We start from the raw sequence: 21,419 nt of genomic DNA on the forward strand, positions 1-21,419 counted from the left end.
CGGAGGACGCGTCACCAACAGTCCCTGTTCTTGTGGTCGGACTGAGCCTCCGCTCCGCTCCGCGCGAGTGACGCTCCGCGCCCCTCACGCTCCGCTGCGCTCCGGCTCAGTCCTCCAGCCCGAGGGCGAATGCTTGTTCCAGGTCGTGCTGGGAGTACGTGCGGAACGCGATGTAGGTCTGGGTGCGGAGGACGCCGTCGACCTTGCTCACCTTGTCCGCGATGACGTCCGCGAGGTCGTCGTGCTCGCGCACGCGGACCATAGCGATCAGGTCGACCTCTCCGGTCACGGAGTAGACCTCGCTGACGCCGGGCAGGTCCGCGATCGCGGCGGCGACCTCCGGGATCTTCGCGGCGTCCGAGTCGATGAGCACGATGGCGGTCAGCATGCTCGTCATCATGCCGTGCGAGGCGGGCGGGCGCTGATCGGGATGACCCGCGCGTCGTCCAGGTCGAGCGTCACCGGCCGCGCCTCGGTGATGTCGAGCTCGCGCTCCCCAGGAACGCCGTCGGACGCCGGCACCAGCTGGACGACGCGGCCGTCCGCGTCGGTGGCGAGACGCGGACGGACCAGGGTGCCGACTGCCGTGGCGGGGTCGCCCAGCGCCTCGGCGGACCGCACTGGGCACGCCCAGGGCGTCTCGACGGCGACCAGCCGCACTCCAGGCTTCTCGAGCCACGCGAGGATCAGGTCGGTCTCCTCCGGGTGCGCCGCGGTCGCGGGCGCCACGGCGGGCTCGACCTGCTCGCCGGTGGCCTGCAGCGTGGCGATCGTCGGGCGGGGATCGGTGCGACGGTCGACGCGCGCAGTGCCCGCGAGGCGCCCGTGCCGCACGAGCACGATCTCCCACCCGCCGTCGTCGCTCCGTCGCGCGGCGACGAGCTCGGGGCATGCGGCGAGCGGCGCGAAGCGCTGGGCTCGTGCCGCACCGCGCAGGAACCCGCCGAGCCGGTCCCGGACGGTCGCGGCCTCCTCGAACCGTTCCTGAGCTGCGAGCCAGGCGATCCGGTCGGCGTGGGCTTGGACCACCGGTCCCGCGTCGGCGAGCATCGCGTGCCGGACCCGGGCGACCACGGCCGCGTAGTCGGGTGCGCTCTGGTGGCCGGTGCACGGCGCACCGCACTTGCCCATCTCGGCGAGCACGCACGCGGAGGATCCCGAGAGGGCCACCAGGGGGAGCCGACGGGTGCACTGGCGGATCGGGAAGCTCTCGTGCAGCGCCTCGACGGCCAGCTGCGCGGTCGACGCCGAGGAGAACGGGCCGATGTAGGTGGCGCCGTCCTCGTCCTTGACCTCCCGGACCACGGAGAGGCGCGGGTACGGCTCCGAGGTGAGCCTGACCCACGGCATGCGCTCGGGGAACCGGGAGCGGCGGTTGTACCGGGGGGAGTGGGCGGCGATGAGGCGCAGCTCCCGGACGCGCGCCTCGAGCGGCGTCGCGCACGGGATCGGGTCGACGCGGTGGGCGACCCGGACCATCTCGATCATCCGGCTGCGCTTCTCTGCCGAGGTGAAGTACGACCGCACGCGCTGGCGCAGCGAGGTGGTGGACGTGCCGACGTACAGGACCTCGTCGCCCGGTCCGCGGAACAGGTACACGCCAGGGCTGTCCGGCAGCCCGTCCGCGAGGGTGCGCTTGCGCCGCACGTCCTGCGGCACGGGGTCGGTCGCCGTGGCCAGGTCTTCGAGGTGCGTGACGCCGAGAGGCGCGAGACGCGACAGGAGGGCGTGCAGCACGTCCACTGTCGCCTGCGCGTCGGACAACGCCCGGTGGTTGGGCGTCACCGTGGCATGGAACAGCCCGGCGAGGGTCGAGAGCTTGTGGTTCGGCGCTTCGTCGCGGGTGACGACGCGCCGGGCCAGCCGGACGGTGTCCACCACCTGGTTGCCGGGCCACGCGTGGCCGGTCCGCGCCGCGGCGGCCTTGAGGAAGCCGATGTCGAACGGGGCGTTGTGCGCGACGAGCACGGCCCCGCGGGAGAACTCTAGGAAGCTGGGCAGCACCTGCTCGATCGGTGGGGCCCCGATCAGCATGGTGGTGGTGATCCCGGTGAGCACCTGGATGAAGGGCGGCACCGGGCCGCCGGGGTCCACGAGCGTCTGGAACTCGCCGAGGACCTCACCACCGCGCACCTTGACCGCCCCGATCTCGGTGATCGCACAGTCCACGGGGGTGCCCCCGGTGGTCTCCAGGTCGACGACGACGAACGTGACGTCCGACAACGGGGTCCCCAGGTCCTCCAGGCTGAGCTGCACTGGGCGCCCGGCGTGGTCGGGGGAAGCGTCCGCCCAGACGGGGCGCAAGGGGCGGACGGTCGACATGACGGGGACGCTACCCACGGCCACCGACACGACCGGGATCTCCGCACGGTGCGTCGCGGCCGCGTGGGATCCCCTGCGGGTGGCGGGTCGATCGTGTCGACCGATGGTGCTGAACTGCGCCGGATCGTCGCCGGTCGGGGTGTGGCCGCGTTCGGTGCGGGTGGGCACCGCGACCACCGCGCTCGGTGCAACCACGCCCTGACGTCATCCCGACGTGCGCGCGCCCCGGCGTTCACCCCGGACAGGGTGGCCGTCGGGCCGCGTCCCGTCGCGCGGCCACCTAGGGTGCTGGGCATGGGAGGCGAGGACGGGACCGGCGACGACGCCGAGCAGGTGCCGGTCGCGTTGCGGTCGGCGTTGGTGCAGGTCGCCGCCGACGTGCTGGGTGCCACCGAGCCGCTCGAGGTGCCGCCGTCACTGCGCGCCGTGCACAAGTTCGCCCCCCGCCGTCGCGCGACCGCCGGCGCGGGGCCGCTGTGGGCGGCACTGCAGGACGAGGCCTTCCGAGCGCGAGTGGCTCGGGTGTGGGCACAAGCGAACCCGGAGCTCGCTGCCTCCGTCGCAGCCGACGCCCGGGAACCGGCGCAGCCGTCCCTGCGGGCAGCCGTCGGTGCCTGGCTCCTCGGGACCACCACGTGGCGCGACCTGCTGCCGCCGGACGACGTGCCCGCCGACGGCGGCGCGCAGGTCCAGGCACGGCTCGATCGCGCGCAGGTCGAGCTGGAACGGCTCCGGGCGGACGCCGCTGCGGCACGGGACGAGGCGCGCGCAGCCCAGGACCAGCTCGGGGCGCTGCAGCGTGAGCTGCGACGGCTGCGGTCGGATGCGGACCGCGCCCGCAGCGAGGGCAGGCGTGCGGCCGACGACGCTCGAGCATCGCTCGACGCGGCCGAGCTGGCGCGGTCCCGCGCCGAGGCCGACCTGCGACAGGCGAGCGACGAGCGGCGAACCGCACACGCCGAGCGCACTGCAGCCCGTGCCGAGCTCCGCGCTGCCCGCAAGCTGGCCGACGTCCGCGTGCGCCTCCTGCTCGACACCATCGTCGATGCCGCGAGCGGCCTGCGATCCGAGCTGGCCCTGCCGCCGGTCGCGGAGCTCCCCGCCGACCTCGTCAGCCCGCCGACGGAGCACCCTGCCGCGCGCCCCGGATCTCGCGGGCGCTCGGTGGACGACCCCGCTCTCCTCGACGAGTTGCTGCGGCAGCCCTGGGCGCACCTGCTGGTCGACGGCTACAACGTCTCCAAGTCGGGGTTCGGGGAGCTGTCGCTGGCCGAGCAGCGTCGCCGTCTCGTCGACGGGCTCTCCGTGATCGCGGCCCGCACCGGCGCCGAGGTGACCTGCTGCTTCGACGGGCAGGACGGTCAGACGCAGCCGTCCGGCGGGTCGTCGCGGGGCGTCCGGGTGCTGTTCTCGGTGGGCGAGATCGCCGACGACCTGATCCGTCGGCTCGTCCAGGCGGAGCCGCCGGGACGGGTGCTCGTCGTCGTCACGAGCGACCGGGAGGTCGTCCGCGACGTCGAGACCGCCGGTGCGTGGGTCGTGCCGTCGAGCACGCTGGTCGCGCGCCTGCAGCGCCTCTGACGTCGTTGTCGGTGGTCGTGGTTAGCGTCCGGGGCATGATCATCGACTGCGACACCTGCACGGCGCACGCCACCGCGTGCGCGGACTGCGTCGTGACGTTCCTGACCATCCCCGTGCGCGCATCGCCTCCTGCACCGGTGTCCGCCGGTACGGAGCCGAGCGCAGCCGCAGGGGCGGTCGAGCTCGATGCCGCGGAGCAGCACGCCATCGGCGTGCTCGCGGCGTCGGGCCTCGTCCCGCCCCTGCGCCTGGTGCGCGCGGTGTGAGCCGTCAGTCCTGCGCCGGGCCGTCGTAGAGCGCGTCGACCTCGCCCGCGTAGTCCTTGAGCACCTCGTTGCGTCGGATGCTGAGCTTCGGTGTGAGGTAGCCGTTGGCGATGGTGAGGTCCGTGTCGAGGATCCGGTACTTGCGGACCGACTCCGCGCGGGACACGGCCTTGTTCGCCTTCTCGACCGCCTTGTCGAGCGACGCCAGGACGTCCGCGTCCTTGCTCGCTTCCGCGAGCGTCATCTCCGGCTTGCCGTGCGCTGCCAGCCAGCCCGGCACGCCCTCGGGGTCGAGAGTGATGAGCGCGCCGATGTACGGACGCTGGTCACCGACCACGACCACCTGGCTGACCAGCGGGTGCGCACGGATGCGGTCCTCGAGCACCGCCGGCGCGACGTTCTTGCCGCCGGCCGTGACGATGATCTCCTTCTTGCGTCCCGTGATCCGCAGGTAGCCGTCGTCGTCGAGCGACCCGAGGTCGCCGGTCCGGAACCACCCGTCGTGCACGGACTCCGCGGTCGCGGCGTCGTTGTTGTGGTAGCCGCGGAACACCTGGATACCCTGCAGCTCGATCTCGCCGTCGGCGGCGATCCGGACCCCGCTGCCCGGCAGCGGGAGCCCGACCGTGCCGATCTTGGTCCCTCGGCCGGGGCGGTTGACCGTCGCGGGCGCGGTCGTCTCGGTGAGCCCGTAGCCCTCGAGCACGTTCAGGCCGAGGCCACGGTAGAAGTGACCCAGGCGCTCACCGAGGGGCGCGCCGCCCGAGACTGCCCAGCGCGCCTGACCACCCAGGGCGTTGCGGAGCTTGTGCAGCACGAGGGCGTCCGCCACCTTGTGCTGGAGGCGGAGCCACAGGCTGGGCCCGCGCGGGTTGTCGAGGGCGCGCGAGTAGACGATCGAGGTCTTGGCGGCCCGCTGGAAGATCGATCCCTTGCCGGCGGCGGCAGCCTTCTGCTCGGCGGAGTTGTAGACCTTCTCGAACACGCGGGGGACCGCGAGGATGAACGTCGGGCGGAACGTGCCGAGGTCCTCCAGCAGCGTGACGGTGCTGGGGCTGTGCCCGAGGACCGCACCCGCGGGGATGCACAGCACCTCGATGAACCGCGCGAAGACGTGCGCGAGCGGCATGAAGAGCAGGGTGCGTGCGTTGGGCTCGCTGAACACCTCGTGCAGGTCGGCGACGGCGTTCACCGTCAGCACGTAGAAGTTGCCGTGCGTCAGCTCGACGCCCTTGGGCCGACCGGTGGTGCCTGACGTGTAGATGATCGTCGCGACGTCGGTCAGCGACGCGAGCGCACGCCGACGTGCGATCTCGTCGTCGCCCACCCCGGCGCCGCCCGTGACGAGCGTGTCGATCGCGCCGTCGTCGATGACCAGCAGCTCGCGCAGGTGGGGTGTCTCCGCGCGGACCTCGTCGGCGACGGCCGCGTGCGCGGCGGACTCGACGACCAGCAGCGAGACGTCCGCATCGGTCAGGATCCACAGGACCTGCTCGGCCGACGAGGTCTCGTAGAGCGGGACCGGCACGGCGCCGGCGGCCCAGATGGCCCAGTCGAGGAGCGACCACTCGTAGCGGGTCCGCGACATGATGCCGACGCGGTCACCGGGCTGCACGCCGCGCGCGACGAGGCCCTTGGCGACGGCGACGACCTCGGCGTCGAACTCCCGCGCGGTCAGGGGGATCCAGGGTCCGTCCTGCTGCGACTTGTGCTCGACCAGGACACCGTCGGGCGTGCTGCTGACGCGCTCGGCGAACAGGTCGTTGAGGTTTTTCGAGGGGTCGACCTCGATGCGCAACGGGAGGTGGAACTCGTCCATGCTGGCTCCAGTGACAGAGGGGCGAAGTGTGCCCTGAGGATACGGGACGTGCGGCCCGCCGCAGGGAGCACCCGAATGGGTACGCTCTGCGGCGGACAGGTGGCGGTGTCTCCGGACGCGTGCGCCCGGCGCCGCACAGGCGGATAGCGTGGGAGCCCGCACCGGACGGTAGCGAGCACGGGAACGAGCGCGTAGGAGCACACACGAACATGCACGCCATCGGTGTGGACATCGGCGGGACGAAGATCGCGGCGGGGGTCGTCGACGAGGACGGCACGATCCTTGCCCAGACGCGACGCGACACGTCGCCCGACGACGTCGCAGGCATCGACAAGGCGATCGCCGAGGTCTACCTGGAGCTGAGCGGGTCCTACGAGATCGGTGCCGTCGGCGTGGCAGCGGCCGGGTTCGTCTCCGCGGACCGGTCCTCGGTGCTCTTCGCGCCGAACATCGCGTGGCGGGACTACCCCCTGCGCCAGAAGGTCCAGGCCATCCTGGGGGACGAGGACGTCCTGATCGTCGTCGAGAACGACGCCAACGCGGCCGGCTGGGCCGAGTTCCAGTTCGGTGCCGCGCGCGACGTCGACGACATGCTCATGCTCACGGTGGGCACCGGTCTTGGTGGCGCGATCGTGTCCAACGGAAAACTCGTCCGCGGCGCGTGGGGTGTCGCCGCCGAGATCGGGCACATGCGGGTGGTACCCGGCGGGCACTACTGCGGCTGCGGCCACGAGGGCTGCTGGGAGCAGTACGCATCGGGGAGCGCCCTGGTCCGAGATGCGCAGGCCACGGTCATCATCCACCCGGAGCGCGCGACGCGGCTTCTGGAGCTGGCCGGCGGCGACGCCGTCAGGCTGACCGGTCCGCAGGTCACGCAGGCGGCGCAGGAGGGCGACCCGCTCGCCGTCGAGCTGCTCACGGAGCTCGGCCGGTGGGTCGGCGAAGGCGCCGCGTCGGCCACGGCGCTCCTCGACCCCGCGCTGATCGTCGTCGGCGGTGGCGTGGCGGACGCGGGCGACCTGCTCCTTGCACCGGCTCGCAAGAGCTTCGCGGAGCAGCTCTCGGGTCGCGGGCACCGCCCCGAGGCGTCGATCGTCGTGGCGTCGATGGGCAACGACGCGGGCCTGGTCGGCGCGGCCGACCTCGCGCGCGGCTGACGACGGGGTGCCGATCACCACGCTCACCCGCGCCGGTCAGACCACCGCGCCGGAGTCGTCGTCGTCGGGATCCCTGCGGTGCGGCATCCGCCACAGCAGCACCCCGACGCCGACGACGAAGAGCGCGGCGGCCGCCTGCACGAGGGCCGGGGGAGCGTCACGCCAGAGAACGAGCACGATCAGCAAGAAGATCGGGACGCCCGCGGCCGCGCACCACGCCATCGTGAGCAGCGGGTCGCCGCCGAGGACAGGCCCGGGGTCCGGCGGCACGAAGTGCTCCTCCGCGTCGATGCTCGCCTCGGCGTCGTCGATCTGCGAGGTCCCGTCCCAGTCACGACCGCTCAGCTCCGGCGACACGTCCGCAGCGGGTCGCGCGACGCGCCGGTCCGCGACCCAGGGCGCGACCGGGAAGGTGAGCCCCGACGTCGGCTCGGTGCTCGCACTCGTCGGCGGGATGCTCTCGGGCTCCGGAGACTGCTCCTCGCCGCTGTACCCGTCGAGCTCGCCGAGCTCGGCGACGATCGCCGCCCACGCCTCGTCGTCGGTGGGTCGCGGTGGAACGGCATGATCGGGCAGCTCTCCAGCCGCGTCGGTCGAGGATGGCGGGACGTCCGCGCCCGTCGGCTGGACGCCGTCGTCGGAGTCGTCAGGGCGAGGTGCCATAAGAGCACTCTAGAGTCGGACCGAGCAGTCGGGGTCGTTCGCGCTGGGTCCCGGTTGCCGCACAGGGTCGTCGGGAGCGTGCGCCGGGCTCGGGTGGACGGACAGTCCGTGTGTCGGGTCGAGAGGTGAGCCGTTGTTCTACTGGTTGATGAAGCGGGTGTTCGTGGGCCCGCTGCTGCACCTGGTCTACCGGCCGTGGGTGCGCGGCGCCGAGAACGTGCCGGAGGAGGGCGCCGCCATCATGGCGAGCAACCACCTCGCGGTGATCGACTCGTTCTTCCTGCCCCTGGTCCTCGATCGTGAGCTCGTGTTCATCGGCAAGCAGGAGTACTTCACGGGTGCCGGGATCAAGGGCCGGCTGACCGCTGGGTTCATGCGTGGCGTCGGCACGATCCCCGTGGACCGCGGGGGCGGCAAGGCGAGCGAGGCTGCGCTGCGCACCGGCCTGCGTCGCCTGGCGGACGGGGACCTCTTCGGTATCTACCCCGAGGGCACCCGCAGCCCTGACGGTCGGTTGTACCGCGGCAAGACGGGCATCGCGCGGCTGGCTCTGGAGTCCGGCGCCCCGGTGATCCCGGTCGCGATGGTCGGCACCGACGAGGCGCAGCCCCCGGGCCGGCGGATCCCGAAGGTCATGCGCATCGGCGTCGTCATCGGCGAGCCGCTCGACTTCAGCCGCTACAAGGGCATGGAGAACGACCGGTTCATCCTGCGCTCCGTGACGGACGAGATCATGTACGCCGTGATGAGCCTGTCGGGCCAGGAGTACGTCGACGTGTACGCGGCGACGCAGAAGGCCCGGATCGCGACCGGTCACCCGGCCGTCGCGGGCGACGCGGTCGACCACCTGCCGGCCGCGCCGGGCGGACGTCCGGTGCCGGACGTCCAGGTGCCGGTACCGCCGCAGGACGAGGCCGGGACGTCAGTAGGATGACGCGGTCGGCCGTAGCGCCGACATCGTGGCGCGCCGCTGATGCCGGTGCGCCGAAGGTTGTCTACGAGAGGTGTGTCTCATGTCGGTTCGTCGCGTCGCCCTCCTGACCGCAGGTGGCTTCGCCCCGTGCCTGTCGTCCGCCGTCGGCGGACTCATCGAGCGATACACGCAGATCGCTCCCGACATCGAGATCATCGCGTACCAGCACGGGTACTACGGCCTGCTGCGCGGCGACAAGATCGTCGTCGACGACGAGACGCGCGCGAAGGCCGGCATCCTGCACAAGTTCGGCGGCTCGCCGATCGGCAACTCGCGCGTCAAGCTCACCAACGCGAAGGACTGCGTGAAGCGTGGGCTCGTCCAGGAGGGTCAGGACCCGCTGCAGGTCGCTGCGGAGCAGCTCAAGGCCGACGGCGTCGACGTGCTGCACACCATCGGTGGCGACGACACGAACACGACGGCCGCGGACCTCGCCGCCTACCTGCACGAGAACGGCTACGACCTGACCGTCGTCGGCCTGCCCAAGACGATCGACAACGACGTGGTGCCCATCAAGCAGTCGCTGGGTGCCTGGACCGCTGCCGAGGAGGCCGCGGGCTTCGCCGCGAACATCATCGGTGAGCACCGCTCCGGACCGCGCATGCTCATCGTGCACGAGGTCATGGGCCGGCACTGCGGGTGGCTCACCGCCGCCGCGGCCGCGGAGTACCGCAAGTGGCTCGACACCCAGGAGTGGGTCCCCGGCATCGGCCTCACTCGGGAGCGGTGGGACATCCACGCGGTGTTCGTGCCCGAGCTCGCGCTCGACATCGACGCCGAGGCCGCCCGCCTCAAGGCGATCATGGACGAGCAGGGCAACGTCAACATCTTCCTGTCCGAGGGCGCCGGCATGCACGAGATCGTCGAGCAGCTCGAGGCCGCCGGCACGCCGGTGGAGCGCGACCCGTTCGGTCACGTGAAGCTGGACACCGTGAACCCGGGGCAGTGGTTCGCCAAGCAGTTCGGCGAGAAGCTGGGCGCCGAGAAGACGATGGTGCAGAAGTCCGGGTACTACTCGCGCGCCGCGGCCGCGAACGCCGAGGACCTGCGGCTCATCAAGTCGATGACCGACCTCGCGGTCGACTCCGCCCTGCGCGGCGAGTCCGGCGTGATCGGTCACGACGAGGAGCAGGGCGACGTCCTGCGTGCCATCGAGTTCCCGCGCATCGCGGGCGGCAAGGCGTTCGACGTCTCCCAGCCGTGGTTCGGCGCGCTGCTCGAGGACATCGGTCAGCCACTGGTCCCTGCGAGCCACTCATGAGCGTCGAGACGGACCCGCAGGTCGTCGCCGGGCTGGACGCCTGGCGGTCGATGGGGGCGCTCCAGCAGCCACAGTGGCCGGACGCGACCGCCCTCGACGCGGTGACGTCGAAGCTGTCCACGCTCCCGCCGCTCGTCTTCGCCGGCGAGGCCGATCACCTGCGCGCTCAGCTGGCCGCGGCGGGTCGGGGCGAGGCGTTCCTGCTCCAGGGCGGAGACTGTGCGGAGACGTTCAGCACCGCGACCGCGGACAACATCCGCAACAAGATCAAGACGATCCTGCAGATGGCTGTCGTGCTGACGTACGGCGCCAGCCTGCCCGTCATCAAGATGGGCCGGATGGCCGGGCAGTACGCCAAGCCCCGCAGCTCGGACTCGGAGACCCGTGACGGTGTGACGTTGCCCGCGTTCCGCGGCGACATCATCAACGACTACGAGTTCACGCCGCAGGCCCGCACGCCGGACCCGCAGCGGCTGCTCGAGGCGTACCACACGTCCGCCTCGACGCTGAACCTCATCCGGGCGTTCACGACGGGCGGCTTCGCCTCGCTGCTGCGGGTGCACGAGTGGAACCGCGGATTCATGGCGAACCCGTCGTACTCGCGCTACGAGGAGATCGCGGCGGAGATCGACCGGGCCATCCGCTTCATGGCGGCCTGCGGTGCCGACTTCGACGCGCTCCGGTCCGTCGACTTCTTCTCGAGCCACGAGGGCCTGCTGCTCGACTACGAGCGCCCGCTGACCCGCATCGACTCGCGGACCGGGCTGCCGTACGACTGCTCTGCGCACTTCGTGTGGATCGGCGAGCGCACCCGTCAGCTCGGCGGAGCGCACGTGGACTACTTCTCGCGCGTGCAGAACCCGCTCGGCATCAAGCTGGGCCCGACGACGACGGGCGACGACGCGCTGGCGCTCATCGACAAGCTGAACCCGCAGGGGGAGGCCGGTCGCATCACGTTCATCACCCGCATGGGTGCCGGCAAGGTGCGCGACCTGCTGCCCGCTCTCGTCGAGAAGGTGACGGCGGACGGTCGGCCGGTGACCTGGGTGTGCGACCCGATGCACGGCAACGGGATCACGTCCGCGTCCGGCTACAAGACCCGGCGCTTCTCCGACGTCATGGACGAGGTCGCCGGGTTCTTCGAGGTGCACCGCGGGCTCGGCACCGTGCCCGGCGGCCTGCACATCGAGCTCACCGGTGACGACGTCACCGAGGTGCTGGGCGGGTCCGAGGAGATCGACGACGAGGGCCTGGCACGACGGTACGAGACGCTCGTCGACCCGCGGCTGAACCACCAGCAGTCGCTGGAGATGGCGTTCCAGGTCGTGGAGCTGCTCCGGGCGTCCTGACGACGACACACCAGTCCGCCGCCGTCCTGGTCCGCTCCCGCGGGCGGGGCGGCGGCGCTGTCAGAAGACGTTGATGGTGATCGTGCTGCCCTTGGGCGCCGTCTTGCCCTCGCCGCCCGCGGGCTTCTGGGAGTAGACGATGTTGAGCGGGGAGATGCCCTGCGGGTGCTCGACCTTCACCACGAATCCGGCCGCCTGCAGTGCGGCTTCTGCCGCCTTGACGTTCTGGCCGTACGTGCTGGGGAGCGCCAGCATCTCCGGGCCCTTGGAGATGTTGACCGCGATCGTGTCCCCGCGGTGGCCCTCGGCGCCCGCGACGGGGTCCTGGTCGATGATCAGACCGGCGGCGACCGTGTCGCTGAAGACCTCGGTCGGCGCGAGCTTGAGGTTGTCCGCCTCCAGCTGACCGGTCGCATCCTCGAGAGTCGTCCCGACGACGGACGTGATCGTGACCGGTTCTGGACCCTTCGACACGGTGAGCCGCACGTCCGTGCCCCTGATCGTCGGCGCACCGGGCTCGGCGGGGGTGCCGTCCGGGAGGGTCGCGCTGATGATCTGGGCGTTCCCCACCGAGTCGCTGAACCGTGGCTCGGCGTAGCTGGCCTCGAGCCCCGCGGCGATGAGTGCGGCCTCGGCGTCGGCCTGGACCGCACCGACGACCCCCTCGGGGAACGGCACGTAGTCGGGGCCCTTGGAGATCGTGAAGGCGACGGTGCCGTCCTTGCGGATCCGGTCGCCCTGGCCGGGGTCGGTCGCGAAGACCTCGCCGACCGAGGCTTCACCGTCGAACTCCGACGACGGGTCGGCGCCGAGCCCGGCGCGTTCGAGGATCGCCGTCGCCTCCGCCTCGTTCTGGCCGATGATCGTCGGGACCGTCGTGTAGGCACCTGCTCCTACCTGGAGGTACCACCACGTCGCGCCGCCGATCAGGGCCGCGAGCACGGCGAGCAGGACGAACCACCGGGCGCGGTGGCGCTTGGCGGGCGGCTCGGTCGGGGGGGCGGTGATGACCTGCACCCCGACACCGAGACCGATGGGCAGGGCGACGGTCGTGCCGCGGGCGTCCCCGGCCTCGATCAGGGTGGTCTCGTCGTTGTCGGTCGCCGCCGACTGGGCCTCGGCCGGCTCGTCCGCGTCGTCGGCCGACACCTCGGCGTCGAGGTCGGTCTCGTCCGGGTCCGTGGCTGCGGGGAGCACGATGGACGGGTCGACGTCTGCGTGACGCGCGAGCGTCTCGTCGTCGAGGGCCGCGCGGGTGCGGCGCAGGAGCGCGAGGGCGGCCGCGGCGTCGACCGGTCGGTCGTCGGGATCGCGCGCGGCTAGGGCGCGCACCGCGTCGTCGACCTCGATGGGGAGCCAGCCGACCAGCTCCGACGGAGCGGGGACATCGTTGTTGACGTGCTGGAAGGCGACCTGGATGGGGGTCTCGCCCGTGAACGGCTGCCGGCCGGTGAGCATCTCGTACAGCAGGATCCCGCAGGCGTACACGTCGGTGCGGGTGTCACTGACGCCGCGGACGACCAGCTCGGGGGCGAGGTACGCGACCGTGCCCAGCACGGTGCCGGTCGTGGTGGACGTGACCTCGGTGACCGCGCGTGCCAGCCCGAAGTCGGCGAGCTTCACGCGTCCGTCGGAGGCGAGAAGCACGTTCTCGGGCTTGATGTCCCGGTGCACCAGGCCGACGCGGTGCGCCGCGGCCAGGGCGTCGAGCACGCTCTCACCGATGCGCAGCGCGTCGTCGACGGTCAGCGCCCCCCGCTCGCCGATGTGCCGGCGCAGGTTGCAGCCGTCGATGTACTCCATCGTCAGATAGCTGGTCTCACCGTCGACACCCTGGTCGAACACGCCGACGAGGCCGGGATGCGTGAGGCGGGCGGCCGTCCGGGCCTCGCGCCGGAAGCGGGCGACGAAGTCGGAGCCGGACGTTCCCTCGGCGAGGTGGGCGTGCATCACCTTCAGCGCGACGTCACGGTCGAGGCGTCGGTCGACCGCGAGGTACACGGTGGCCATGCCTCCGCGGGCGATGCGGGACACGACCTCGTACCGACTGTCGACCAGGCGGCCGACGAACGGATCGGTGACGGTGGCTCCCACGCCAGGGAGTCTACGGTCGCAGATGTCCCGGATGCGGCAGGCAGGGCCTCACTGGAACCGCGTCATGTGCGTCTGGACGTTGGCGACGTAGCGCCGGGTGTCATCGAACATGCCGTTCTTCTTCACGGACGACGCCCCCTGGTAGTAGCCCGCGATCGCGGTGGGCAGGTCCGGGGCGTTGCCGACGAGCGCGCGCAGGATGGCGACGCCCGCGATGACGTTGTCGTCCGGATTCACGAGGTTGAGCTGGCGGCCCACGAGCTCCGACGCCCACTGCCCCGAGCTCGGGATGACCTGCATGGTGCCGATCGCGTTGGCGGGGGAGACGACGGCGTGCTTGAACCCCGACTCCTGGAACGCGATCGCCTGGGCCAGGGCCGGGTCGACGCCCATGGCGCGTGCAGTCGCGGCGATCTTCGCCTGCATCTGCGCCTTCGACGGAGTCGGCGAGCTGCGCAGCGTGGTGAGGTTCGCGTTGGCGGCGGCGACGACCGAGTCCGCGTAGGTGCGTCCGGCGAACGTGTTGCCCACCGCGGCGGCGGCCACGGGCACGGGGACGGTGAGGGTCTGCCCGATGCGGATCATGGCGCGGGAGTCCAGCCCGTTGGCCGCGACGACGGCGGCGACGGTGGCGCCGTGCTTCGCGGCGATGGCGGTGACCGTCTCCCCGGACCGCACCGTGTGCGAGACGGAGCCGGTGGCCTGTGCGACAGCAGCGGGGGCGGGAGCAGCAGCTGGAGCGGCGGCGACGGCGGCGCCCGGGATGGAGAGTGACTGGCCGATGCGGATGAACGCGCGGGCGTCCAGCCCGTTGGCCGCGATCACGGCGGCGACCGTCGTGCCGTGCTTCGTGGCGATGCGGCCGACCGTGTCGCCGGCGACGACCGTGTAGGCGGCCGAGACGGGCGCCGCCGCCGCGGGAGCCGGGGCGGAGGCGGACGACGTCGTCGGGATGGTCAGCACCTGACCGATGCGGATGCGGGAGGCGTCACCCAGGGCGTTGGCGCGGGCGATCGCGGCCACGGTGGTACCGCTGCGGGCGGCGATGTGGCTGACGGTGTCGCCGGTACGGACCGTGTAGCTGTCGTCGGCGTGGGCCGCACCTGCGGTCGCGGTCATGCCGACGACGGCCAGCGCGAGCGTCGCGCCGGTCCCGGTGGCGACGCGGCGGGCGGTGGCGTGCTGGTGCGACATGTTGCCTACCTCATGGTGCGGAAGTGAACGGATGGTGCCTGTGTGACTGGAGTGACAGAATGCGAACGTATCCGAATACGGCACAAGAGGAAAGCGCGCGGGGGAATTGCGTGGGTGTAATTCAACGATGCGTACTCTTGTCGGGTGAACGATTCCGCAGAGACCCTCGACCGACTGGTCGACGAGTGGCTCACCGTCCCTGATGTCGCCGAGCGCCTCGGCCTCGACGCCTCCAAGGTGCGCCGGATCGTGCAGGAGCGTCGGATCATCGGCGTCCGGCGCGGCGATCCCCGCATCTTCGTCGTCCCCGCGGCCTTCCTCGTGCCGGGACACCTCGCCAACCCGGCGCAGCCCACCGCGCCCCACGCGGACCAGCCGTGGACGGTCCTGGCCTCGCTGCAGGGCACGCTGACTGTCCTGACAGATGCAGGTTTCAGCGACGAGGCGGCGATCGAGTGGCTCTTCACGCCCGACGACTCCCTGCCGGGGACGCCGATCGAGGCGTTGCGCACGGGCCGCAAGACCGAGATCCGGCGCAGGGCCGCGGCCGAGCTCTGACCGACGTCTGCCCGGCACCGTCGAGTCAGGGCGGCTGCGCGGACGCGCTCAGGCGTGCCGGTCGACCGCTGCGTGCGCCAGCCCGATCAGCTGCGTGCGCGCAGGCTCGTCCCACGGGCGCTCGTCCATGAGGGCGAAGGCGACGCCGGCCAGGTCGACGATGAGCCCTTCGACGTCGTCGGGTGCTCCCGTGTCCCGGATGGCCGCAGCGAGGATGGCGACGTCGGCGTCCGTGAGCGCCCGGTCACCGAGGCGCGTCCGCAGGAGCTCCACGGTGGCCTCGTCGGACCTGGCCCGAGCGCGAGCGACCGCTCGGGCCGTCAGGATCGTGCGCTTGCCCTCACGAAGGTCGTCCCCTGAGGGCTTGCCGGTCGTCTCCGGGTCGCCGAACACCCCGAGCAGGTCGTCACGGAGCTGGAACGCCTCGCCGAGCGGGAGGCCGAGCGCGCGGCACGCGGAGAGCTCGCTCTCCTCGGCGTCGGCGAGCGAGGCACCGAGGACGATCGGGTGCTCGACGCTGTAGCGCGCGGCCTTCGCGCGGATGACCTCGCGCGCGCGGGCCTCGTCGGCCGCCGGGTCGTCGCCCCACGGCAACGCCTGCGCGAGCACGTCCAGGTACTGGCCGACCGTGACCTCTGTCCGCATCAGGTCGAACACGGCACGCGCGCGCTCGGTCCGTACGAGTGGTTGCAAGGCCAGCGCCCCCGCGAACTCCTGCTCGCTCGCGATCAGGGTGAGGTCGCCGAGAAGGATCGCGGCCGACATCCCGAAGCGCTCGGCGTCGCCGGAGAGGCCGCGCTGGGCGTGGAGGCTCGCGAACGCCCGGTGCGCCGCGGGGAAGCCGCGCCGGGTGTCGGAGTCGTCCATGACGTCGTCGTGGAAGAGCGCAGCCGCCTGGAACAGCTCGAGCGCGGCGCCCACGCGCAGCACCGCGTCCGCCTCGGCGGTCCCGGCCCGCCCTCCGTGCGCGCGCCAGGACCAGTAGCAGAACGCCGCCCGTAGCCGCTTCCCGCCCGTGAGGATCTGGGCGACCGCGTCGGCGAGCACGTCCGCGTCGTCGCTGGCCGCGGCCAGCACGGACCGCAGCTGTGCGACGTGCCTGGTCAGCACCTCGTCGACGCGGGATCGGACGTCCTCGACGTCGACGAGGGACGGGGTCGTGGGGCTCACGCGGGCAGCCTACGGCGCCGTTGCGCGGACCCGCCCGCCGAGGGTGAGAGTGCGCTCCCCGTCACGGTCGAGGATGCCGACGACGAGCAGCTCGGAGCCGTCGCCACGGGAGAACGTGGACTGCGCGGCCAACCCCGGCTCGGCCGCGGGTGTGGCGTTCTCGACGAATCCCGCCGCGAGGAGCGGTGCCCGGACGGCGTCGAGCAGCCCGGCGGTGTCCTGGGCGGTGCGAAGGTTCAGGCTGACGTCGGTGAGGTCCGTGCCGTCGACGGGCGCGGCGGACGAGAGCAGCACCTCGGCACCGGTCGGCACCGGGACGAGTGCGACTGGGAAGCCGGTGACGAGCTCTCCGACCGCGGAGTGCGGGGCGCCGTCCGCGTCGGGCAGCAGCGTCTCCGAAGGGCTGGGCTCGGGTGTGGCAAGGGCGACGGCGGTCCCGGTGGGGGAGGCCTGCCCGGGAGCGCTGGTCGAGCAGGCTGCTGTGGCCACGCCGACGACCAGCGCGACGACCGCGGCGGCGAGGCCGCAGCGGACGCGCGCGGCGAGGGGCGCGGGACGGAGCACCGCGACAGGTTAGCCGTCCGTGCCCCGCACCGAGACGCCCACATGCCCCTCGTCCGGAGGCGGCGTGCACAGATCGGCCGACGGGTCGGCGCGGTCGGCCGCTGGTCGGGTGGGCTGACGTCATGCAGACCACCACGCTCCGGGTGAGCGAACCCCAGGAGATCCTCGCGCTCGTCCCTCATCGACTCGGCTTCCGGCCGCGCGACAGCGCGGTCGCCGTGAGCCTGCGGCCCCCGCGCGGTGAGGTCGGGCTCGTCGTGCGCGTTGACCTGCCGCACCTCGCGGACGTGGCCGACGGGCCGCTGCTGGCACGGACGCTCGTCGCGCACCTCGGGCGTGACCAGGCCCGCCGCGGCATCCTCGTGCTCTACACCGACCGGGACCCCCGCGGTGGGGACGGCGCCGCACAGCTCGCCGCCCGGCACGTCCGGGAGGCGGCGGCGGACGCGCTCGGGGATGTTCCGGTGTGGGTGGTCACGCCGGCCGGCTACCTCTCCCTGGACTGCGTCGAGGACTGCTGCCCACCGGGTGGAAGGCCGCTGCGGGACCTCGACTCCACGCAGGTGGGCGCCACGCTGGTGCTGGCGGGCTCCGCCGTCGCCGAGTCGCGGGAGGACATCGCCCGGATCCGTCCGCAGAACGGTGACGTCCGCCGCTCGGTGGCGCGGGTCCGGCGTCGGTGGGAGCACCAGTGCGAGGAGGCGCTGGTTGCGGGCGAAGACGCGGTGAGCCGATGGCGGGAGGACTCGCTGGCGGCCTGGCGGAAGGCGGTCGCGATCGTCGAGGCGGGGGAACCTGGGCCCGGCGGGGCGCCGTGGGGGCGGATCGAGGCCGGTCTGGCCGACCGCCGTGTGCGGGACGGCGTGCTCGTCGCGCTGGTCCCCGGCACGTCGGACCTGCCCGAGCGGTGCGTCCGTACCGTGCCGTCGACGCCCGAGGTGGACGCGGCGCTCGGCGCGGCGATGGCCCTGATCCTCGACCCGAACCGGGGAGTCGTGCCTCCCGAGCGGGCGACGGCGGTGCACGAGGCGGTCCTGGAGGCCGTCGTGGCGCGCGGGCGGGCCGGGGCGCAGGCTCCCGCCCTGACCCTCCTGGCGCTGCTCTCGTGGTGGCGCGGGGACGGCGCGCGGGCTCGTCTCCTGCTGGACGGAGCGCTCGATGCCGACGCCGACTACCACCTGGCGGAGCTGCTGGACGACGCGTTGATGGCCGCCATCCCGCCCGGGTGGGTCCGCCACGCCGACTGACCTGCGAGGAGATCCTGCCCATGAGGTCGTCGGGACCGGTCGCCTCCGGTAGCGTCACGGTCACGGCGGTGTTGCCGCGAGACGAGGGGAGGACCGATGGGCATCGTGGTCGGCTATCTGGCCACTCCGGAAGGTCGGGCGGCCCTCGGGGCGGCTATCGAGGAAGCACGACAGCGCGACACGCGCGTCGTGGTCGTCGTGAGCACACGTCCCGATGTTCCGGACGAGCAGCGCAGTGCCCTCGAGGCGGAGCTCGACCGCGTCCGCGCGGAGCTGGCGTCGGCGGACGTTGACCACGAGGTGCGGCTGCTCAGCGGTGGCGACGTCGCGGACGACCTCATCCTGACCGCGGAACAGGTGGGCGCCCAGCTGATCGTCCTCGGCCTGCGGCGCCGCAGCCCCGTCGGCAAGCTCATCCTGGGGGCCAACGCGCAGCGTGTGCTGTTCGACGCCCCGTGCCCGGTGCTCACGGTCAAGCCCGGTCCCGCCTGACGCGGCCGGTCGGGTCGCCGACGCACCCGATGGCTGATCGTCGGGATCCGCCAATACGTCGTTCGTAGGCGGGAATCTCTGGTGGCTGCCGTTCGTTGAGCACCGTAACCCCGTGACCGCCGTCCGCGACGGCCGACTCGTCGTGCCCGTGATCGCGCCGAGCGGCCCGTGGGGTCGGTACAATATCCATCTACCTCCCGGCCCCGTTCCGGGTGTCGCGCTGCCGAAAGGTCGTTCGTGTCGTCCCAGACCCCGCATCCCGCTCTTCCGCGTGAGTTCGAGCACCCCGCCCTGCAGGACCTCGTCCTGCGCGGGCGCACCCACGGCACCGTGGGCGCCGAGGAGCTGCGCACCGCGTGCGAGCAGGCGGACGTCCAGGACGCCAAGCGCCTGCGCGCCGTCGTCCGCGGCCTGTCAACCGCCGGGATCGGCGTCCGCGAGCCAGCTCCTGCGGCACCGGCCCGTGCCGTCGCTGCGACCAGCGCGAAGGCTCGCCCGTCGACCAAGGCCTCCGTGACGCCCGACGAGGGCGCAGCCGCGCCCGCCACGACCCCGCGCACCCGGGCGACGTCGGCGAAGACGGCCGCCGCCAAGACTGCGGCCGCCAAGACCGCGGCTGCCAAGCCCGGCGCTGCCAAGCCGGCCGCCACGTCGGCTGCCGCCAAGAAGGCGGCGACCGCCGGTGTCGACGAGGTCGAGATCGTCGAGGGCGACGAGCCGGACATCGAGTCGATCGAAGAGGTCGTCGTCGTCGACGTCGTGGAGGTGGTCGAGGTCGTCGAGGACGCCACCGACGCGGACGACGACGACTCGGAGGACGGCGAGAAGAAGCCCGCCGCGAAGGAGGAGGAGAGCGAGGACAGTGGCTTCGTCTACTCCGACGCCGACGACGACGACGCTCCCGCCCAGCAGGTCGTCACGGCCGGCGCGACAGCCGACCCGGTCAAGGACTACCTGAAGCAGATCGGCAAGGTCGCGCTGCTGAACGCCGAGCAGGAGGTCGACCTCGCGAAGCGCATCGAGGCCGGGCTCTTCGCAGAGGAGCGGCTGAACGCGGGCATCACGATGGAGCCCAAGATCAAGCGTGAGCTCGAGTGGATCGCCAACGACGGCCGGCGCGCCAAGAATCACCTGCTCGAGGCCAACCTGCGTCTCGTCGTCTCCCTGGCCAAGCGCTACACCGGTCGCGGCATGCTGTTCCTGGATCTCATCCAGGAGGGCAACCTGGGCCTGATCCGTGCGGTCGAGAAGTTCGACTACACCAAGGGCTACAAGTTCTCGACGTACGCCACCTGGTGGATCCGTCAGGCCATCACGCGCGCCATGGCCGACCAGGCCCGCACCATCCGCATCCCGGTGCACATGGTCGAGGTCATCAACAAGCTCGCCCGCGTCCAGCGCCAAATGCTCCAGGACCTGGGCCGTGAGCCCACGCCTGAGGAGCTGGCCAAGGAGCTCGACATGACGCCTGAGAAGGTCGTCGAGGTCCAGAAGTACGGTCGTGAGCCCATCTCGCTGCACACGCCGCTCGGTGAGGACGGCGACAGCGAGTTCGGTGACCTCATCGAGGACTCCGAAGCAGTCGTCCCCGCCGACGCCGTGAGCTTCACGCTCCTGCAGGAGCAGCTGCACCAGGTGCTGGACACCCTCTCCGAGCGTGAGGCCGGCGTGGTGTCGATGCGCTTCGGCCTCACGGACGGTCAGCCCAAGACGCTCGACGAGATCGGCAAGGTCTACGGCGTCACGCGCGAGCGGATCCGGCAGATCGAGTCCAAGACCATGTCGAAGCTGCGGCACCCGTCGCGCTCGCAGGTGCTGCGCGACTACCTGGACTGACGGGACCCACGCATGACAGAGAGACCCGGACCTTCTGGTCCGGGTCTCTCTGTCATGGGGTCCGACCTGCCGTGGAGACGTCAGCGGGTGATGTACCAGAGGATCAGGTCGTGAGCCTTGTGGGCCTTCTCCACACCGCGGAAGTCGGCCTCGTGCACCGTGCCGCCGACGTCGATGGCGATGCTGCTGCTGGACGCGAACTTGCCGGCGAACGACGTGTTGCTGACGATCGAGACGGAGCGCACGTGCTTGTACGGGATCGAGGTGATCGCGTGGCGCTTGCCGACGAAGCTCTTGTCCTGCATGACCACCCGCAGCGTCGTGAGCCCGACGAAGCCGGTCCCGGTGCCGATGCAGTCGTAGACGGCCAGCACCTCCTCACCCTGCAGAAGACCACGGCGGACGAGCTCGAGCTGCTCGGCCTTGTCGACGTCGGGCTCTGTCACGGGACGACTCCTGCTCGTTCGGGGACGACAGACCGCGGTGCCTGTCGTCGCAGAGCATAGGGGCGATGCGGTGCCGCCCGGGCATAGAGCGAGGCCCGGACCAGCAGGTCCGGGCCTCGCGTCGTCAGGTGGTGGTGCGCTGCGTCAGATCGCGGCGCCGGCTCCGGCGCCGTGCTCGGCGAGCAGGCGGTCGGTCTCGTCCTGCACGTGGGTCGCCAGCTCGGCGAACTTCGGTGCGTGCTCGCGCGCGTGGTGGGCGCAGAACAGCAGCTCTCCCACAGCGAGGACAACTCGGACATAGGCCTGTGCGCCGCAGCGGTCGCAGCGGTCGGCCGCGGTCAGTGGTTGCGTCATGGTCCCGGTCACAGATCCATACAACCATCCCGGCGCCAGATCCATCGCACTGGGCGCGGGTGGTTCGCTCACC

20 protein-coding genes are annotated in these 21,419 nt (G+C 71.9%); 10 read left to right on the forward strand and 10 right to left on the reverse strand.

The genetic code is table 11. The features are described from left to right. Nucleotides 1-106: 106 nt before the first annotated feature. Nucleotides 107-388: an Lrp/AsnC family transcriptional regulator gene (locus tag ASG23_RS15805; protein ID WP_056028411.1), complete on the reverse strand. Its 282-nt coding sequence runs from the start codon at nt 386-388 to the stop codon at nt 107-109. Nucleotides 389-396: 8 nt separating this feature from the next. Further along, complete coding sequence (locus ASG23_RS15810) at nt 397-2,322, reverse strand: DEDD exonuclease domain-containing protein (RefSeq protein ID WP_082516339.1); 1,926 nt, start codon at nt 2,320-2,322, stop codon at nt 397-399. 294 nt (nt 2,323-2,616) lie between these two features. On the opposite strand from ASG23_RS15810, the gene ASG23_RS15815 reads away from it, so the two are divergent. Then, nucleotides 2,617-3,903 (forward strand): NYN domain-containing protein, encoded by a 1,287-nt coding sequence (locus tag ASG23_RS15815; protein WP_056026990.1) that lies wholly within the window; start codon nt 2,617-2,619, stop codon nt 3,901-3,903. A gap of 35 nt (nt 3,904-3,938) precedes the next feature. Then, nucleotides 3,939-4,169 (forward strand): hypothetical protein, encoded by a 231-nt coding sequence (locus tag ASG23_RS15820; RefSeq protein ID WP_056026993.1) that lies wholly within the window; start codon nt 3,939-3,941, stop codon nt 4,167-4,169. Nucleotides 4,170-4,173: 4 nt separating this feature from the next. Here ASG23_RS15820 and ASG23_RS15825 read toward each other — a convergent pair whose 3' ends face one another. Next, the gene (locus ASG23_RS15825) at nt 4,174-5,988 is read right to left on the reverse strand and encodes an AMP-dependent synthetase/ligase (protein ID WP_056026996.1); all 1,815 of its coding nucleotides are present in this window, start codon (nt 5,986-5,988) and stop codon (nt 4,174-4,176) included. 209 nt (nt 5,989-6,197) lie between these two features. On the opposite strand from ASG23_RS15825, the gene ASG23_RS15830 reads away from it, so the two are divergent. Further along, nucleotides 6,198-7,145 (forward strand): ROK family glucokinase, encoded by a 948-nt coding sequence (locus ASG23_RS15830; RefSeq protein ID WP_056026999.1) that lies wholly within the window; start codon nt 6,198-6,200, stop codon nt 7,143-7,145. A gap of 36 nt (nt 7,146-7,181) precedes the next feature. On the opposite strand, the gene ASG23_RS15835 is transcribed toward ASG23_RS15830, so the two are convergent. Continuing rightward, nucleotides 7,182-7,808 carry a hypothetical protein gene (locus tag ASG23_RS15835; protein ID WP_056027003.1) on the reverse strand — a complete coding sequence of 209 codons (627 nt, stop codon included), beginning with the start codon at nt 7,806-7,808 and terminating at the stop codon, nt 7,182-7,184. 133 nt (nt 7,809-7,941) lie between these two features. On the opposite strand from ASG23_RS15835, the gene ASG23_RS15840 reads away from it, so the two are divergent. The 3 genes from ASG23_RS15840 (at nt 7,942) to ASG23_RS15850 (ending at nt 11,391) form a co-directional block, all read left to right on the forward strand. Continuing rightward, nucleotides 7,942-8,742 carry a lysophospholipid acyltransferase family protein gene (locus ASG23_RS15840; RefSeq protein ID WP_235521158.1) on the forward strand — a complete coding sequence of 267 codons (801 nt, stop codon included), beginning with the start codon at nt 7,942-7,944 and terminating at the stop codon, nt 8,740-8,742. Nucleotides 8,743-8,821: 79 nt separating this feature from the next. Next, entirely contained in the window at nt 8,822-10,042 is a 1,221-nt protein-coding gene (locus tag ASG23_RS15845) for a pyrophosphate--fructose-6-phosphate 1-phosphotransferase (protein WP_056027008.1), read from the forward strand. Next, entirely contained in the window at nt 10,039-11,391 is a 1,353-nt protein-coding gene (locus ASG23_RS15850; protein WP_056027010.1) for a class II 3-deoxy-7-phosphoheptulonate synthase, read from the forward strand. The genes ASG23_RS15845 and ASG23_RS15850 overlap by 4 nt, the downstream gene beginning before the upstream one ends. A gap of 60 nt (nt 11,392-11,451) precedes the next feature. Here the strand turns inward: ASG23_RS15850 and pknB are convergent, their stop codons facing one another. Beyond that, nucleotides 11,452-13,485 (reverse strand): Stk1 family PASTA domain-containing Ser/Thr kinase, encoded by a 2,034-nt coding sequence (gene pknB, locus ASG23_RS15855; protein WP_056027013.1) that lies wholly within the window; start codon nt 13,483-13,485, stop codon nt 11,452-11,454. Between the two features lie 48 nt (nt 13,486-13,533). Further along, a complete protein-coding gene (locus tag ASG23_RS15860) occupies nt 13,534-14,679 on the reverse strand; it encodes a LysM peptidoglycan-binding domain-containing protein (RefSeq protein ID WP_056027016.1) in 1,146 nt (381 codons plus the stop codon). 144 nt (nt 14,680-14,823) lie between these two features. On the opposite strand from ASG23_RS15860, the gene ASG23_RS15865 reads away from it, so the two are divergent. Further along, a complete protein-coding gene (locus ASG23_RS15865; RefSeq protein ID WP_056027020.1) occupies nt 14,824-15,237 on the forward strand; it encodes an Rv2175c family DNA-binding protein in 414 nt (137 codons plus the stop codon). A gap of 48 nt (nt 15,238-15,285) precedes the next feature. Here ASG23_RS15865 and ASG23_RS15870 read toward each other — a convergent pair whose 3' ends face one another. Together ASG23_RS15870 and ASG23_RS15875 are read right to left on the reverse strand one after the other, a co-directional pair. After that, entirely contained in the window at nt 15,286-16,407 is a 1,122-nt protein-coding gene (locus tag ASG23_RS15870) for a polyprenyl synthetase family protein (RefSeq protein ID WP_056027023.1), read from the reverse strand. A 9-nt stretch (nt 16,408-16,416) separates the two neighbouring features. Further along, nucleotides 16,417-16,971, reverse strand: a complete 555-nt coding sequence (locus tag ASG23_RS15875) for a hypothetical protein (protein WP_056027026.1) — start codon at nt 16,969-16,971, stop codon at nt 16,417-16,419. 122 nt (nt 16,972-17,093) lie between these two features. Here ASG23_RS15875 and ASG23_RS15880 point away from each other — a divergent pair, with 122 nt between their 5' ends. From ASG23_RS15880 to ASG23_RS15890, 3 genes are all read left to right on the forward strand, one after another. Beyond that, nucleotides 17,094-18,218, forward strand: a complete 1,125-nt coding sequence (locus ASG23_RS15880) for a DUF4192 domain-containing protein (protein WP_056027029.1) — start codon at nt 17,094-17,096, stop codon at nt 18,216-18,218. A gap of 96 nt (nt 18,219-18,314) precedes the next feature. Continuing rightward, nucleotides 18,315-18,710: a universal stress protein gene (locus ASG23_RS15885; RefSeq protein WP_056027032.1), complete on the forward strand. Its 396-nt coding sequence runs from the start codon at nt 18,315-18,317 to the stop codon at nt 18,708-18,710. 237 nt (nt 18,711-18,947) lie between these two features. Beyond that, the gene (locus tag ASG23_RS15890; RefSeq protein WP_056027035.1) at nt 18,948-20,546 is read left to right on the forward strand and encodes an RNA polymerase sigma factor; all 1,599 of its coding nucleotides are present in this window, start codon (nt 18,948-18,950) and stop codon (nt 20,544-20,546) included. An 80-nt stretch (nt 20,547-20,626) separates the two neighbouring features. Here ASG23_RS15890 and ASG23_RS15895 read toward each other — a convergent pair whose 3' ends face one another. Together ASG23_RS15895 and ASG23_RS15900 are read right to left on the reverse strand one after the other, a co-directional pair. Next, nucleotides 20,627-20,992, reverse strand: a complete 366-nt coding sequence (locus tag ASG23_RS15895; RefSeq protein WP_056027038.1) for a hypothetical protein — start codon at nt 20,990-20,992, stop codon at nt 20,627-20,629. Nucleotides 20,993-21,136: 144 nt separating this feature from the next. Next, complete coding sequence (locus ASG23_RS15900) at nt 21,137-21,346, reverse strand: DUF7455 domain-containing protein (protein WP_146844555.1); 210 nt, start codon at nt 21,344-21,346, stop codon at nt 21,137-21,139. Nucleotides 21,347-21,419: the final 73 nt, after the last annotated feature.

Origin of the sequence: Cellulomonas sp. Leaf395 (assembly GCF_001424125.1) — a bacterium.
Classification (GTDB): domain Bacteria; phylum Actinomycetota; class Actinomycetes; order Actinomycetales; family Cellulomonadaceae; genus Cellulomonas.